14 protein-coding genes are annotated in these 15,318 nt (G+C 56.3%); 11 read left to right on the forward strand and 3 right to left on the reverse strand.

The features are described from left to right. Position 1: 1 nt before the first annotated feature. From ACR0DU_RS08330 to ACR0DU_RS08340, 3 genes are read right to left on the reverse strand one after another with little or no spacing between them, the layout of a single operon-like run. Positions 2 to 919, reverse strand: a complete 918-nt coding sequence (locus tag ACR0DU_RS08330) for a carbohydrate ABC transporter permease (RefSeq protein WP_170780559.1) — start codon at positions 917 to 919, stop codon at positions 2 to 4. After that, positions 912 to 1,835 carry a carbohydrate ABC transporter permease gene (locus tag ACR0DU_RS08335; protein ID WP_170780558.1) on the reverse strand — a complete coding sequence of 308 codons (924 nt, stop codon included), beginning with the start codon at positions 1,833 to 1,835 and terminating at the stop codon, positions 912 to 914. Before ACR0DU_RS08335 ends, ACR0DU_RS08330 begins: the two co-directional genes overlap by 8 nt. 58 nt (positions 1,836 to 1,893) lie before the next feature. Beyond that, positions 1,894 to 3,123, reverse strand: coding sequence for an ABC transporter substrate-binding protein (locus ACR0DU_RS08340; protein ID WP_480873584.1), 1,230 nt, complete (start codon positions 3,121 to 3,123; stop codon positions 1,894 to 1,896). Positions 3,124 to 3,269: 146 nt separating this feature from the next. Here ACR0DU_RS08340 and ACR0DU_RS08345 point away from each other — a divergent pair, with 146 nt between their 5' ends. From ACR0DU_RS08345 to ACR0DU_RS08395, 11 genes are all read left to right on the forward strand, one after another. Further along, entirely contained in the window at positions 3,270 to 4,304 is a 1,035-nt protein-coding gene (locus ACR0DU_RS08345) for a LacI family transcriptional regulator (RefSeq protein ID WP_480873586.1), read from the forward strand. A gap of 24 nt (positions 4,305 to 4,328) precedes the next feature. Further along, entirely contained in the window at positions 4,329 to 5,384 is a 1,056-nt protein-coding gene (locus ACR0DU_RS08350) for a sugar phosphate isomerase/epimerase family protein (RefSeq protein ID WP_480873588.1), read from the forward strand. Continuing rightward, positions 5,381 to 6,490 (forward strand): Gfo/Idh/MocA family protein, encoded by a 1,110-nt coding sequence (locus tag ACR0DU_RS08355; protein WP_480873590.1) that lies wholly within the window; start codon positions 5,381 to 5,383, stop codon positions 6,488 to 6,490. The genes ACR0DU_RS08350 and ACR0DU_RS08355 overlap by 4 nt, the downstream gene beginning before the upstream one ends. Beyond that, positions 6,465 to 8,273, forward strand: a complete 1,809-nt coding sequence (locus tag ACR0DU_RS08360; RefSeq protein ID WP_480873591.1) for an IlvD/Edd family dehydratase — start codon at positions 6,465 to 6,467, stop codon at positions 8,271 to 8,273. The genes ACR0DU_RS08355 and ACR0DU_RS08360 overlap by 26 nt, the downstream gene beginning before the upstream one ends. Positions 8,274 to 8,306: 33 nt before the next feature. Beyond that, a complete protein-coding gene (locus ACR0DU_RS08365; protein WP_480873593.1) occupies positions 8,307 to 9,227 on the forward strand; it encodes a sugar kinase in 921 nt (306 codons plus the stop codon). Between the two features lie 113 nt (positions 9,228 to 9,340). Beyond that, positions 9,341 to 10,048, forward strand: a complete 708-nt coding sequence (locus ACR0DU_RS08370; protein ID WP_480873778.1) for an IS6 family transposase — start codon at positions 9,341 to 9,343, stop codon at positions 10,046 to 10,048. Positions 10,049 to 10,112: 64 nt separating this feature from the next. Continuing rightward, entirely contained in the window at positions 10,113 to 10,484 is a 372-nt protein-coding gene (locus ACR0DU_RS08375) for a cupin domain-containing protein (protein ID WP_480873595.1), read from the forward strand. Positions 10,485 to 10,624: 140 nt separating this feature from the next. Beyond that, entirely contained in the window at positions 10,625 to 11,095 is a 471-nt protein-coding gene (locus ACR0DU_RS08380) for a VOC family protein (RefSeq protein WP_480873597.1), read from the forward strand. Beyond that, on the forward strand, positions 11,092 to 11,442 hold the full coding sequence (locus ACR0DU_RS08385; protein WP_010442678.1) for a hypothetical protein: 351 nt from the start codon (positions 11,092 to 11,094) through the stop codon (positions 11,440 to 11,442). The genes ACR0DU_RS08380 and ACR0DU_RS08385 overlap by 4 nt, the downstream gene beginning before the upstream one ends. Positions 11,443 to 11,572: 130 nt before the next feature. Further along, positions 11,573 to 12,541, forward strand: a complete 969-nt coding sequence (locus ACR0DU_RS08390; RefSeq protein ID WP_480873599.1) for a carbon-nitrogen hydrolase family protein — start codon at positions 11,573 to 11,575, stop codon at positions 12,539 to 12,541. 42 nt (positions 12,542 to 12,583) lie between these two features. Further along, positions 12,584 to 15,316, forward strand: coding sequence for an aminotransferase class I/II-fold pyridoxal phosphate-dependent enzyme (locus ACR0DU_RS08395; RefSeq protein ID WP_480873601.1), 2,733 nt, complete (start codon positions 12,584 to 12,586; stop codon positions 15,314 to 15,316). The last annotated feature ends 2 nt before the right edge of the window (positions 15,317 to 15,318 follow it).

Here is a 15,318-nt window from a genome sequence, read left to right on the forward strand (position 1 = left end):
GTCAACCTTTCACGGCGCCGGCGGCGATACCGCGCACAAAGAGTTTGCCGGAGACAAAGTAGATGACGAGAGGGACGAGGCCGGTCAGTAGCGTAGCGGCCATGTTGACGTTGTATTCCTTGATGCCCTGGACCGAGTTCACGATGTTGTTCAGCTGCACCGTCATGGGGTAAGTTTCGGGCTTTGTGTAAATCACGCCGAACAGGAAGTCGTTCCAGATGCCGGTGACCTGCAGGATCATCGCGACCACGAAAATCGGGATCGACATGGGTAGCATCACCCGGAAATAGACGCCCCAGAACCCAGCACCGTCGACACGGGCGGCCTTGAACAGCTCTTCCGGCAGCGAGGTGAAGTAGTTTCGGAACAGCAGAGTCAGGATCGGCATCCCAAACACGGTGTGTACAAGAACCAGCCCCCAGAGCGAGCCCATCAACCCGATCTCTCGCAGGATGATCACGATGGGATAGAGCATGGTCTGATAGGGGATGAAGGCCCCGATGATCAGGATGGTAAAGAACACTTCGGACCCTTTGAACCGCCAGTTGGCAAGCGCGTAGCCGTTCACGCTTGCAATCGAAATAGACAGGATAAGCGATGGGATCAGGATCTTCACCGAGTTTCCGAACCCACGGCTCAGGCCATCGCAGTTGATGCCCGTACAGGCCTCTGCCCAGGCCTTTACCCACGGCTCAAAAGTGATTTCGACAGGTGGCGCAAAGATATTGCCCAACCGGATTTCCGGCATCCCCTTCAGCGAGGTTACGATCATCACGTAAAGCGGCAGCAGGTAGTAGATCGAAACCAACAGCAACGTGCCATAGAGGAATATGTTGCGGCGCGAGAGACGCGATTTCGGCTTGCTTCCGCGCGGGCCTTCCAGAATCCGTCCAGCGGTTTGGGATGTCGCATCAACCACGTTTCTTTCCTCCGAATTCCAGATAAGCCCACGGGACCAGCACGATGATGACCGACAGCAACATCATGGTTGAGGCAGCAAAGCCTTGCGCAAGGTTCTGCGCTTCGAACATGTAGTTGATGACGTATTTGGCCGGGACTTCGGATGCGATGCCCGGGCCGCCATTGGTCTGCGCGACCACAAGATCGTAAAGCTTGATGATGCCGCTGGCGATGATGACCAAGGCGGTCACGAAAACAGGGCGCATCATTGGGATGATCACGCGGACATAGGTTTTGGTGATGCCGATGCCATCGACTCGTGCGGCTTTCCAAATGTCTTCATCTATTCCGCGCAGACCGGCCAGCATAATGACCATTACAAAACCGGTGCCCTGCCAAAGGCCCGCGATCAGGATGCCGAAGATAACGATGTCCGGATTGTTGAGCGGGTCGAAAGTAAAGCTCTCCCAACCCATGTTGCGCACAACGCCCTGAATGCCGAAATCGGGGTTCAGGATCCATTGCCAGGCCAGACCGGTAACGATGAAGGACAGGGCGAAAGGATATAGAAAGATGGTGCGAAACGCGCCCTCGAACCGAATCTTGCGATCCAGAAGGGCCGCGAGGGTAAAACCCAAGACCATGGTCAGAACCAGTGAGCAGACACCATAGATCAATAGGTTTTCGACCGAGATGATCCAGCGGTTGCTGTTCCAGAGCCGTTCATATTGATCCAGTCCAACAAAGTCCCACTTTGGCAGCAGGCGAGACTTGGTGAAGGAATGTGCGACTGTCCACGCCGTGCCGCCGACAAACACCACAAGTGCCGTGAGGATCATCGGGATCGAGGCGAATTTAGCGCTTAGGTTGCGAAACAGTTGTTTTGGACGGCGTACCGGGTTGTCGGATACGCGTGCGGTATCTGCAAGTGTCATGGGTAACCCTGTTAAGGGTCAGGGCGCGGGGGGAGTAGCGCGCCCCGACATGTCAGGCTCAGTCGGCAGACGCGATAATCGACGCGTACCGGGCCTGTGCATCTTCGGCGGTCATGTCCGAAGCCCAGAACTCGGCCATCAGATCCTTGATCTGAGTTTGAGTGTCTGCGGACAGAGTTTGGTCCGCATTGGGCAACACGCCACCCGCTGCAAGGATCGCAAGACCCTTCTGCATACAGTCATTTGCCGTCGACAGATCAATGTCACCCCGGACGGGCAGCGAACCTTTTGCCAGATTGAAGGCGACCTGTGCCTCTTTCGAGATCAGGATCGAGGCCATCTCAAGCTGTGCAGCTTTTACATCGGGGTCGTCGACGACGGGGAAATAGAACGCGTCACCACCGGTGTCGATGACCTGGTTCAGGCCCAGACCTGGCAGGCAGGTGTAGTCTTCGCCTGCCACTTGACCAGCTACGGCAAACTCGCCTTGAGCCCAGTCACCCATGATCTGTCCACCCGCTTTGCCGGTGATCACCATGTTGGTGGCAAGATTCCAGTCCTGCACGTTGCTGTTGCGCGCCAGTTCGCGGGCATCAGCCGAAGCCTGGAACACCTTGGCATATTCCGGTCCGCCGGCTACGTCGGCATCCTTTTCGACGACAACTTTGCTCCAGGTGTCGATCCCGACCACACTGATTGACAATGCGCCGAACGCGATCGCCTGCTGCCAGCCTTGCTGACCCTGTGCCATCGGCACCAATCCGGCTTCTTCCAGCTTGGGTGCGGCGGCGACGAATTCGAACCAGTCCTTTGGTACCTCAATACCGGCCTGTTCAAAGGCGTCGTGGCTGAGCCACAGCCATTGGGTCGAGTGAATGTTCACCGGAACGCAGTAAATGCGCCCCTCGTAGGTGCAGCCCTCTAGCAGGGACGAAGGATAAACGAAGTCTTTCCAACCTTCGGCCTCGGCCAGATCGGTGAGGTCCGTCATCAGGCCTGCTTCGATCAGTTCTTCCGCCTGACGGCCATGGTTCAGCTGTGTCGCTGCCATTGGATCACCTCCCAGGATGCGACTGATGATGATTGGACGCGCCGTGCCGCCGGATCCGGCGATCGCGCCGTCTACCCAGTTATGCGCCGTCTTTTCATTTACGGCCTTGGCGAATTCCGAAACAGCAACCGCTTCACCTCCGGATGTCCACCAATGTGTCACCTCAAGATCGGCAGCACTCAACGCGCTAGCGCTAACAAATGCTGCAGTGGTTGCCAGTGCGGCTTTGATCTTCATTGCATTTTCCTCCCAACTAAATCGTTGTAGATTTTTCTATAACGTTTTAGATTGCACTTGCAACCGTTTTCTTTCTGGATAGATTTGACGCCATCAGATACCGCCCTGCAGTTCTGATAGGCCTCAGCAAAGCGAAGGTGAAAACGATGAAAAATAAAAGCCATGCGCCCAGATCAAGCTCTCGAAAGCCGACCCTCAAGACCATTTCGGAAGTGAGTGGAATGGCGGTTCCCACCGTTTCGCGCGCGTTGGCGGATGCGCCAGATATCAGCGAATCAACCAAGAGAAAGATCCGGCAGATCGCCAAAGACCTCGGTTATGTCCCGAACCGCGCTGGCGTTGGTCTGAGGACCGGACGCACCAATGTGATCTCACTGGTGATGTCGACTGAACGCGAAATGATGAATGTCACTGCGCGCCTATTATCGTCGATCGGGGTTTCCCTTCGAGAGACCCCTTATCATCTGAACGTGATTCCGATCCTGCCTGATGATGATCCAATGGAGTCGGTGCGTTATATCGTCGAAAATCAGACGGCCGATGGCATTATCTTCAATCAGGTCCGGACCGAGGACCCGCGCGCAAGATACCTTATGGACCGCAAGTTTCCCTTTGCCACCCATGGTCGTACCAAATGGGCCGGACAGCATGCCTATTACGATTTCGACAATTTCACATATGCACGGCTGGGGGTCGATGAACTTGTGCGCAAGGGGCGTCGAAACCTTGTGTTGGTCGCCCCTCCGCTTGATCAGAACTATGCATTGGAGATGGTGAACGGGGCAAAGGCGGCGGCTGAAAAGCAGAGTGTGAATCTGCATGTTGCACAACAAGTGCACAGCGATGCCACCACATTCGAAACCCGTGAGTGGGCGACACGAAAGATGGCTGCAGACCCCAAGATAGACGGGTTCATATGCGCCTCGACCAACGCAACCATGGCGGTTGTGGCTGGAATGGAAAGCCTGGATTTCCGGGTTGGGCGCGATTTCGACATCGTGTCGAAAGAGGCCATTCCAATGCTGCAATTTGTGCGCCCTGAGATCATTGTGGTGCACGAGAACGTGGATACGACCGGAGCATTTCTCGCCAAGGCCACAATTCAGGCGATCCAGAACCCCGATATTTCACCCATGCAATGTCTGGAAGTGCCCGACCGTAGCGCCCTTCACAGCCTTTAACGTCCGAACATCAAGGAGACCGAATTGAGCACTCAGATCAAAGGGCCAGCTCTGTTTCTGGCGCAATTCGCGGCGGATGACGCGCCGTTCAACTCACTTTCTGAAATCGCAGCCTGGGCCGCCGGGCTTGGGTACAAAGGGGTTCAGATACCGACCTTTGACGCGCGTCTTTTTGATTTGGATAAGGCCGCTGACAGTCAGACCTATTGCGATGAAGTCAAAGGTATTTGTACGGATGCAGGGGTCGAGATCACCGAACTGTCGACCCACCTGCAAGGCCAATTGGTCGCGGTAAACCCGGCCTATGACGCAGCATTTGATGCCTTTGCGCCGGAAGACTGCCGCGGTAACCCGGCCAAGCGTCAGGCATGGGCAGTGGATCAGATGAAGAAAGCCGCGATCGCCAGCGAACGGCTGGGCCTGAAGCACACGGTCAGTTTCACCGGCTCTCTGGCGTTCCCGTTTCTTTACCCGTGGCCACAGCGGCCCGACGGGCTGATCGAGGAAGCCTTTGCCGAACTTGGTCGCCGGTGGACACCTATCCTGAACCACTATGCCGATCACGGCCAGGATATCGGGTTCGAAATCCATCCGGGCGAGGATGTGTTTGACGGTGCAACGTTTGAGATGTTTGTCGATGCCTGCGGTGGGCACGAGGCGGCGATGATCAACTACGATCCCAGCCACTTCCTGTTGCAGCAGTTGGATTATCTTGCGTTCATCGATCACTACCATGACCGCATCAACGCATTTCATGTTAAAGACGCCGAGTTCAATCCGGACGGGCGGCAAGGTGTGTATTCTGGCTATCAGGGATGGGTAAACCGCGCCGGCCGGTTCCGATCGCTTGGCGACGGCCAGGTGGATTTCGCCGGGATCTTCTCGAAACTGACCCAATACGGCTATGACGGCTGGGCGGTTCTGGAATGGGAATGCTGCATTAAATCCCCCAAACAGGGCGCGGCCGAGGGCGCGCCGTTTATTAAGAAACACCTGATCGAGGTCACACAGAAAGCCTTTGACGACTTCGCCGGTGGCGAGCGGGATGAGGCAATGATCAAGGGGATGCTGGGGCTATGACACGTTTGAAACTGGGCATGGTTGGCGGCGGGCAGGGGGCTTTTATCGGCGCGGTGCACCGTATTGCGTCCCGTATTGACGGTCGGTTTGAACTTGTTGCTGGGGCTCTGTCCTCGGACCCGGATCGGGCGGCGGCCAGTGCCGCTGAACTTGGGATCGCATCGAGCCGGTCTTATGCCTCTTACGAGGATATGGCAACGGCCGAGGCTGCCCGCCCGGATGGGATTGATGCGGTTGCCATCGTGACCCCCAACCACATGCATGCTGGTCCCAGCGCTGCGTTTCTGAATGCGGGTATCCACGTGATTTGCGACAAACCTCTTGCTGCCAGCAACGAGGAAGCTGATGCGATTAAGGCTGCGGCCGAAACCAGCAAGGCCCGGTTCTTTCTGACCCACAACTACACTGGTTACCCGCTGATCCGGCAGGCCCGCGCCATGGTTGCGCGCAGTGATTTGGGGCAAATCAGGTTGGTACAGGCGGAATATGCGCAAGACTGGTTGACCGAACCGCTGGAACAGGACGGTCACAAGCAGGCCGGTTGGCGCACCGACCCGACCCGATCCGGGGCTGGAGCAATTGGTGACATCGGTACCCATGCGTTCAATCTGGCCAATTTTGTTACCGGACAAAAGGTTCAGGCGCTGTCTGCGGATCTGCAAAGCTTTGGCGCTGGCCGAAAGGTGGACGACAATGCACATATCCTGCTGCGATACAAAGGCGGCGCGCGGGGAATGCTTTGGGCCAGCCAGGTGGCGGTGGGCTGCGAAAACGGTCTGCGCCTGCGCATCTATGGCGACAAAGGTGGGCTCGAATGGGCACAGGAGAACCCCAACCACATGAGCTACACGCGCTTTGGCGAACCGAAACAGATCCTGACCCGGGGTGGGGCCGGAACGGGCCCGGATTGGACCCGCATCCCGCCAGGACATCCTGAAGGGTATTTGGAAGGTTTTGCAACACTCTACAATGACATCGCCGATGTGATTTCCTCGGGCACCGATAATGCGCTGATCCCGAATTTGCAGGACGGTCTGGACGGGATGTGGTTTATAGCGGCGGCCCAATCTTCGTCCGCCAATGACGGCGCATGGGTGGGGCGGTGACATGACCAAGCTTCGCTCGCGTGAGTGGTTCAACAATCCCGATGATCCCGAGATGACGGCTCTTTATCTGGAGCGATACCTGAATTACGGGCTGACACTGGAAGAATTGAGGTCCGACAAACCGATCATCGCGATCGCCCAGACCGGCAGCGACCTTTCACCCTGCAACCGTCATCATCTTGAGCTCGCGCAGCGCACGCGCGAGGCCATTCGAACCGCTGGCGGTATTGCGCTGGAAGTTCCGGTGCATCCGATTCAGGAGACCGGAAAACGCCCAACCGCCATGCTGGACCGGAACTTGGCATATCTGGGACTAGTGGAAACACTGTTTGGCTATCCTATTGATGGGGTTGTGCTAACCATTGGATGCGACAAGACAACGCCTGCGCTGTTAATGGCTGCGGCGACCGTAAATGTTCCTGCGATCGCGCTGTCAGTCGGGCCAATGCTGAATGGGTGGTACAAGGGTGAACGGGCCGGGTCGGGAAGTGTTATCTGGCAGGCGCGGCAACAACTGGCGGCAGGTGAAATCGACGCAGAAGAGTTTCTTGTGCTTGCCGCCTCATCCGCCCCTTCGGTTGGCTATTGCAATACAATGGGAACTGCATCCACCATGAACTCTCTCGCCGAGGTGTTGGGTATGCAACTTCCGGGTTCTGCCGCCATTCCCGCGCCGTATCGGGAACGTGGGCAAATGGCCTACTATACCGGTTTGCGCATTGTTGAAATGGTACGAGAGGATTTGCGTCCGAGCAAGATCATGACCCGCGAAGCGTTCGAGAATGCCATCGTCATCAACTCTGCGCTGGGGGGATCGACCAACGCGCCGATTCACCTGAACGCAATTGCCCGCCATCTGGGTATCGAGTTGACCAATGAGGATTGGGAAAGTCTGGGTCACGCCATTCCGCTGTTGGCAAATGTTCAGCCCTCAGGCCAGTATTTGGGTGAGGACTTTTTCCGCGCTGGTGGTGTGCCTGCTGTTGTCGCTGAGCTAATGCGCGCAGGATTGCTGCCGCATCCGGATGTGATCTGCGCCAACGGTAAGACGATCGCCCAAAACAACTCCGGGATTGAGGCTACAAACGCGGATGTAATTCGCTCGGTGGAAAATCCTCTTTTGCAGGATGCCGGTTTTCTCAATCTGAAGGGCAATCTGTTTGACAGCGCCATTATGAAAACCTCGGTCATCGGTGATGCCTTTCGCCGGCGCTATCTTTGCAATCCAAACGATCCGAACGCGTTTGAAGGGCGCGCCATTGTATTTGACGGGCCAGAGGTATTTCACGAAACCATTGATGATCCGGTCCTTGAAATCGATAAAGAATGCATCTTAGTGATGCGCGGCGCAGGGCCGATCGGGTACCCGGGCGGCGCCGAAGTGGTAAATATGCGGCCGCCTTCATACCTCATCAAACAAGGCGTTCACGCCCTTCCCTGTATCGGAGATGGGCGGCAATCGGGAACATCCGGTTCCGCTTCAATCCTGAACGCTTCGCCCGAGGCAGCCGATGGCGGTGGTCTCGCAATATTGCAGACCGGAGATCGGGTGCGGGTAGATCTGAACAATCGGACGGTCAATGTATTGATCGCCGATGAAGAATTGGCTGACCGACGAAGGGCGCTGGAGAACGCGGGAGGCTTCAAGGCCCCAGCAAGCCAAACCCCATGGCAGCAAATGTTCCGAGACTCTGTTCAACCCTTTTCGGAAGGCATGGTGCTGAGGCAGGCACCTAAATTTCAGGACATCGAACGAAAGTTCGCCCTCAGACACAATCACTGATGCAAAGCAATGTTCCGGTAAGGAGTACGGCCAATGAAATCTTTGAAAGTCGCCTGCATCGGTGAAGTCATGATGGAACTGGTTGCCACTACCATTCCCGGTACAGCCAGAATCGGAGTTGCGGGTGACGTGCTAAACACAGCGATCTATTTACGCCGCACCTTGCCTGCCAAACACAGTGTCAGTCTTGTCAGTCTGCTGGGAAGCGACCACTTCTCTGACGAAATCTCTCGATTTGTTCAGGCGGAGGGAATTGGCATCAACGATTTGGGAAGGATCGAAGGTCGATTGCCCGGTGTCTATGCTATCGCAACAGATCCATCCGGAGAGCGCAGTTTCCAATACTGGCGCCATCAATCCGCCGCGCGTCTGCTCTTTCAGCAGAATGAACGTCATCCATTTCAGTCCCTCGAAAAATATGACGTTGTCTACGCCTCGGCAATCACGCTTGCGATTCTAGATGAGAATATCCGTCACGCCTTTCTAAATTGGTTGCCAACTTATCGCACAATGGGTGGAAAGTTTGTTTTCGACAGCAACTATCGCCCGTCATTGTGGCCATCAAAGAGCGTTGCTTTGACCGCGGTCGAAGCTGCTTGGCGACAATGTGACATTGCTTTGCCCTCGTTGAATGATGAGTTGACCCTGTTTGACGAGATTTCAGAACATCAAGTTGTCAAACGCTTCCAGACATATGGTATCGAAAATGGGGCTCTGAAACGTGGTCATCGAGGTCCGCTATGCTTGAAAGGCCCGCAACCAGATAAGCAGTTCCAAGCGGTGGACAAAGTGGTCGACACAACTGCGGCGGGAGATGGTTTTAATGGTGGTTTTCTGGGCCGTTTTCTGCAGACCGGAGATACTAGCGTAGCCATGAAGTACGGGCATTCTCTCGCGTCGCAGATCGTGATGCATTCGGGGGCGATTATTCCAAAAGAATCTCAACCGGCTTGAGTTCTCGCCCAGAGGTCAAAAAGGCTGTGTCCCTGCAGAACATCAATTTACGGCAAGGTATTGTCAGAAGAACTTGGCTTGAGGCGGGCAGGGGTCTTGCGTAGCTTTTGCCCATAACCAATTTTGCCTCTTTTAAGTACTTCAAAACCAGCCCCGAGATCATCCGCCTTGCGGTGATGCTTTACATCCGTTTCCCACTCTCGCTTCGAAATGTCGAAGACTTGTTACACGAGCGAGGCATCGACGTGAGCCACGAAACTGTCCGGTGTCGGTGGAATAGGTTTGGCCCAATGTTTGGCGCTGAGATCCAAAGAAAGCGTGTTCAGCAGCTGCGCGCATTCTCCAAACGGAAGTGGCATGTGGATGAGGTTTTTGTGAAGGTGAATGGCAAACGGCATTATCTTTGGCGGGCCGTTGATCACGAAGGCGAGATGCTGGAAGCCGTTGTTAACAAACGCCGAAACAAAGCTGTAGCATTTAAATTCCTCAAGAAATTGATGAAGCGACATGGTTGCGCCGAAGAGGTCGTCTCGGATCGCTTCGCCTCATACAGAGCCGCGCTCAGAGAGCTGGGTGCACTCGAAAAACAACAGACGGGCAGGTGGCTCAACAACCGCGTCGAGAATTCACATCTTCCTTTCCGACGGCGTGAACGCGCCATGCAACGTGTCAGGCGGATGCGAAGTTTGCAGAAATTCGCCGCCGTCCATTCCTCCGTATACAACCACTTCAACCAGGAAAGATCGCTAGCCAGCCGAGACACCTTCAAGCTGACCCGCGCCGCCGCTCTCGCCGAGTGGCGTCAACTTTGTTCCGGATAGGTTCGCGGTTTCTCAGGCAAACTGAGACTGGTTCGAACTCGTCTGACAGCGCCACCCGATCAGCATGTCGGACTTTTTCTCGTCCGAGATCGAAAGTGAGCAGACAGTGTTCTACGCTGCTGAAGAACTGACCAAGAACGGCAAGGGCGGGCTGTCGCTGTGGCAGTTGGGCTCAAACCTGCATGCGCGCGCGATGATGATCTTGCAGGAGACCTATGACTTTGGCGCCGACACAGGGCGGGTGATTTATGGCCATGAGGTGGAAGAGGGCGGCGTCGTGATTTCGGGCCGGGTCGAGGTGACGGTGGGCGATCAACGCAAGGTTCTGGGCCCGGTCGATGCCTATTACTTCAACAGTCGCACGCCGCAACGGTTCCGGAAGGTCGGCCCCGTAGTCTGCCGGATCATCAGCGCCTGCACACCGCCAACTTTCTGAGCATTTGGAGTGAAAAATAAGCACTATGCATCATAGTGTTGCAGGCCCCGCCGGAATGAGCCACAGTATGATGCATAGTGCGGGAAATTCCTGCATGTCACTTAGGGCGACCGTCGCCCAATTCGGAGAGGACCGGAATTATGAAGAAGCCTGCCACTCTGCCCCGTGGCTATCGTACCTGCACCGCGTCGCTTGCCGTTGGTGACGTACCCGCAGCGCTGCAGTTCTACGAAAGCGCCTTTAGTGCGAAGGTTCAGGCCCGCGACGTGGAAGAGGCTCCGAGATTTGCCACCATCAAGATCGGGAATTCGATGCTGTTTGTCACCGCGGGTTGGGGTGCGCATGGTCCCGCCGTTTCGGGCACGGTCACACCGGTTGGACATCACATGTATGTCGAAGACACTGACGCGACCCTCGCGACCGCGCTGGAAAATGGCGCCCGCCTGATTGCCGAGGCGACCGATACCTATTGGGGTGAACGCTGCTCTACAATCGCCGATCCCTTCGGCCATGTCTGGACGCTTGCGACCCGTATCGAAAACCTCAAACCGGCGGAGATCAGTGAACGGCGCAAGGCGCTGCTCGACGCCGTACAGACCGAGGCTGCATGAGCGTCGCCCCGTTCCCGACTTTCACGATCCGTCAAAACGATCTGGCGATTCTTGCTGCTGAAAACCGCATCGGAGATTACCCTGTCGCTGTGCGCACAGCGCGCGAGGTGGTCAGCGGCGGCTTTGCCAACCACTCGACGCATCCCAACACCTGGACGGTGTATTTTCTGGTCGATAGCCAATGGGCGTTGGTCGAATCCACCCGCGGTCTTCGGCGGGAATGGTCCAGCCTGGACCGCCTTGAAAAATGGCTGCGCAGTTGTGGCTTTCGGTTCTTCTGGGTCCGCAACGATATCGATTTTGTGGAAACACTGACAGAGGATGCAGCCGAGGAAGAGGCTCTATGACGCCGGAATCTTCCAAAACAATTGGCCTGAGGACAGCAGGCTTGCGTGAATACACGATTTTGTGTTCCGATGAAGAGCGCCGGATCATAGCGGCGGTCGCAATCGGCGAGAAAATGAGAAGAAACGAAATATGACCCCCTTTGCGATAACCGGAATCCAGATGCATGTCGGCGCGCTGCAGTCGAATGTCGACGCTATGTTGCATCGGATCGACATCATGATGGCTCGGTTTCCCTGGACCCAGATGGCCTTGTTCAGCGAGCTGGCGCCTCATGGTCCGCTCGACCGGTTTGCCCAACCCTTTCCCAATGACGACCTGTCGCGCTTTCAGGACGCGGCGCGGCGTTACGGGATCTGGCTGATCCCTGGCTCGATGTTCGAGAAACGCGAGGATGGGCGGATTTATAATACTTCCTTGGTGATCAACCCGGATGGTGAGATCGTTTCGAAATACTCCAAGATGTTCCCGTTCAAGCCTTATGAACAAAACATCGCCTCAGGCATCGAGTTCTGCATATTCGACGTGCCGGAAGTGGGCCGGTTTGGCCTGTCGATCTGCTATGACATCTGGTTTCCCGAAACAACACGGCACCTGACTTCTCAGGGGGTTGAGGTTCTTTTGCATCCGGTCCTGACCGGCACAACCGACCGCGAGGCCGAGCTATCGATTGCCAAGGCGACCGCCGCGCAGTTCCAATGCTATGTGTTCGATGTGAACGGGCTGGCCGCTGGGGGCGTTGGCCGCTCGCTGGTCGTCGACCCATCGGCCACTGTGCTGCACCAATCGGCAGGGCAAGAGGACATCTTCCCCATCGAGATCGATTTGGATCAGGTCCGTCGCCAACGTGAAGTTGGACTGAAAGGTCTGGGGCAGGTTCTCAAGAGTTTCCGTGACCGCGAGGCGGACTTCCCGGTTTATGACCGTACCAGCGGGGCGGATGCTTATCTGCATACGCTGGGCCCACTGCGTATTCCGCAAAAAGGCGACGTTGCAGGTGTCGCTGCATCCGACCCCAGAACGGCGCTGGGATATAACGAAGACGCCGCGACCAAGCCCGACAATCTGTATCTCTACAAAGGGCGCTCCGGCACAGACTGATATCAGCCCAACTTTTCGGTATCGGCAGAAAGGAAAAATTTCATGCACGGCATTTCCGATAGCGAAAAGCTCCACACTATCTCGGACTACTACAGCGCCTCACAGCTGAGAGCAGACCGATGGAGCGCGCTGCGGGAAACGGCCGAATCTCTGGATCAGGGCGGTAGCGAAAAAGATCGGGACCGGGCACGGCAATTGTTGCAGGCGCTGGCCCCGATCGAAGTGTATTTTGCGTTTCCGGGCGGTTCTGCATTCGATTATCTGCGCCGGTTGTTGGATCATGGCAACTTTGGCGATTTTTCAACCGCCGTGCGCCGGGTGTCGCGTGCGCTTACATCGGGGGCGTATCGTCGCCGCTCGATCCCCCTGATCGCGGATGAAACCGAAGGCGATGAGTTCGAGGACGAAGCGGCCCAAAGCCACGAGGCGCGCGCGCTGGGGCGGCCCTATTTCGAAGTGATGATCGTCGACAACGTCAACGAACATCAGGAACGCTTCCTGCAAACCAGCTTGCAACGGATGCGCCGCAGCGAAGACCAGTTCATATATGAAACCGTTGTGGTTCCTAGTGTCGAGGACGCATTGATCGGGGTTCTGTTCAATCAGAACGTTCAGGCTGTGATCGTCCGCCCGGGCCTGAGCCTGAAATCCAAGAACGAAACCAATGTTTTGGGCCGCTATATCAGCCTCTATGGCGAGGGCGCCGATCTAGATGCGCTGTCGCCCTCGGAATACGGACCAGAAACCTGCCGCCGGATCGGCATGCTTCGTCCCGAGTTGGATGCCTATTTGATCACTGACCGCTCGGCGGAAGATATCGCCGGTCTTGATCTCGGCCTGTGCCGGCGGGTGTTCTACAATCAGGAAGACTTTCTGGAACTGCACCTGAACATCCTGCGGGGGGTGCAACGAAGGTACAAGACGCCCTTCTTCACAGCGCTCAAGGAATACTCCAAACAACCCACAGGCGTGTTTCACGCAATGCCGATCAGCCGGGGTAAATCCATCAGCCGCAGCCATTGGATTCAAGACATGGGGGCTTTCTACGGATCGAACATCTTCATGGCTGAAACTTCTGCCACCTCGGGCGGGCTGGATTCGCTGCTGGAACCCAAAGGTCCGATAAAGGAGGCGCAAGAAGCCGCCGCTCGCGCGTTTGGCTCTAAACAGACCTTCTTTGCCACCAACGGAACATCGACCTGCAACAAGATCGTGGTGCAGGCGCTGGTCCGGCCCGGTGACATCGTGCTGGTCGACCGTGACTGCCATAAATCACACCATTACGGTATGGTGCTGGCGGGGGCGAGCGTGGTCTACATGGACAGCTATCCGCTGCACGATTACTCGATGTACGGTGCGGTACCGATCCGTGAAATCAAACATAAACTGCTGGCCCTGCGCGCTGAAGGCAAACTGGACCGGGTGCGCATGGTGCTGCTGACCAACTGCACCTTTGACGGCATCGTCTATAACGTCCAGCGGGTGATGCAGGAATGTCTGGCGATCAAGAAAGACCTTGTGTTCCTGTGGGATGAGGCGTGGTTTGGTTACGCCCGCTTTGCGCCCAATACCCGCGTACGCACCGCGATGCGTTCGGCCAATATTCTGCGAGAAGAGTTCCGCACCACCGAACACGCCGAGGCCTATGCGGCACAGCAAAAGGAACTGGAGGGCAAGGGAGATGACGCGTGGCTCGATACGCGGCTGATCGCACCACCGGACGCACGGGTGCGGGTCTATGCCACGCAATCAACGCATAAAACGCTGACCGCGCTACGGCAGGGCTCGATGATCCACGTCAACGACCAGCAGTTCAAAGGTGCTGTCGAAGAAGCCTTTCATGAGGCTTATATGACCCACACCTCGACCTCGCCCAACTACCAGATCATTGCATCGCTGGACGTGGGCCGCAGGCAGGTCGAGATCGAAGGGTATGAGTTCGTCCAGCGGCAGGTCGAAAGCGCCATGGCAATCCGCCGGGCGGTTACAACGCATCCATTGCTCAAGAAATACTTCCGGCTGGTCACCGCAGGCGACATGATCCCCGAGCAATATCGCGAAAGCGGCATGACCAGCTATTTCGACCCGGATCAGGGCTGGGCCGATGTCTGGGATTGCTGGGCAAAGGATGAGTTCGTTCTGGATGCCACGCGTATCACGCTCCATGTGGGCGCGACCGGCTGGGATGGCGATACCTTCAAGACCAAGATCCTGATGGACAAATACGGCATCCAGATCAACAAAACCTCGCGCAACACCGTGCTGTTCATGACCAATATTGGTACCACGCGCAGTTCGGTCGCCTATCTGATCGAGGTGCTGGTCGAGATCGCCAAGGAACTCGACGATCTGATGGACGATGCGTCCAAGATGGAAAAACGGGCCTTTGAGAAGCGCGTCAGGAACCTGAGCGAACACGTCCCGCCGCTGCCGGATTTCAGTCGGTTCCATGATGCTTTCCGCTGCGAAAAAGGTACCGAGGCGGGGGACATCCGTACTGCCTTTTTCCTGTCTTACGACGAAGACAACTGCGATTATGTGGAGCCGGACAAAGAGATGCTGGACCGGCTGGAGGCCGGGGAAGAAATGGTCTCAGCCACCTTCGTGATCCCTTATCCGCCGGGCTTTCCGATTTTGGTGCCGGGGCAAGTGATCAGCCCCGAAATCCTAAAATTCATGCAGGAACTGGACGTCTCGGAAATCCATGGATTCCGCGCCGATCTGGGCCTGCGCATATTTACCGAAGACGCTTTGAAAACAATCAAGAAATCATAAGG

This window comes from Ruegeria sp. G2 (assembly GCF_056533505.1).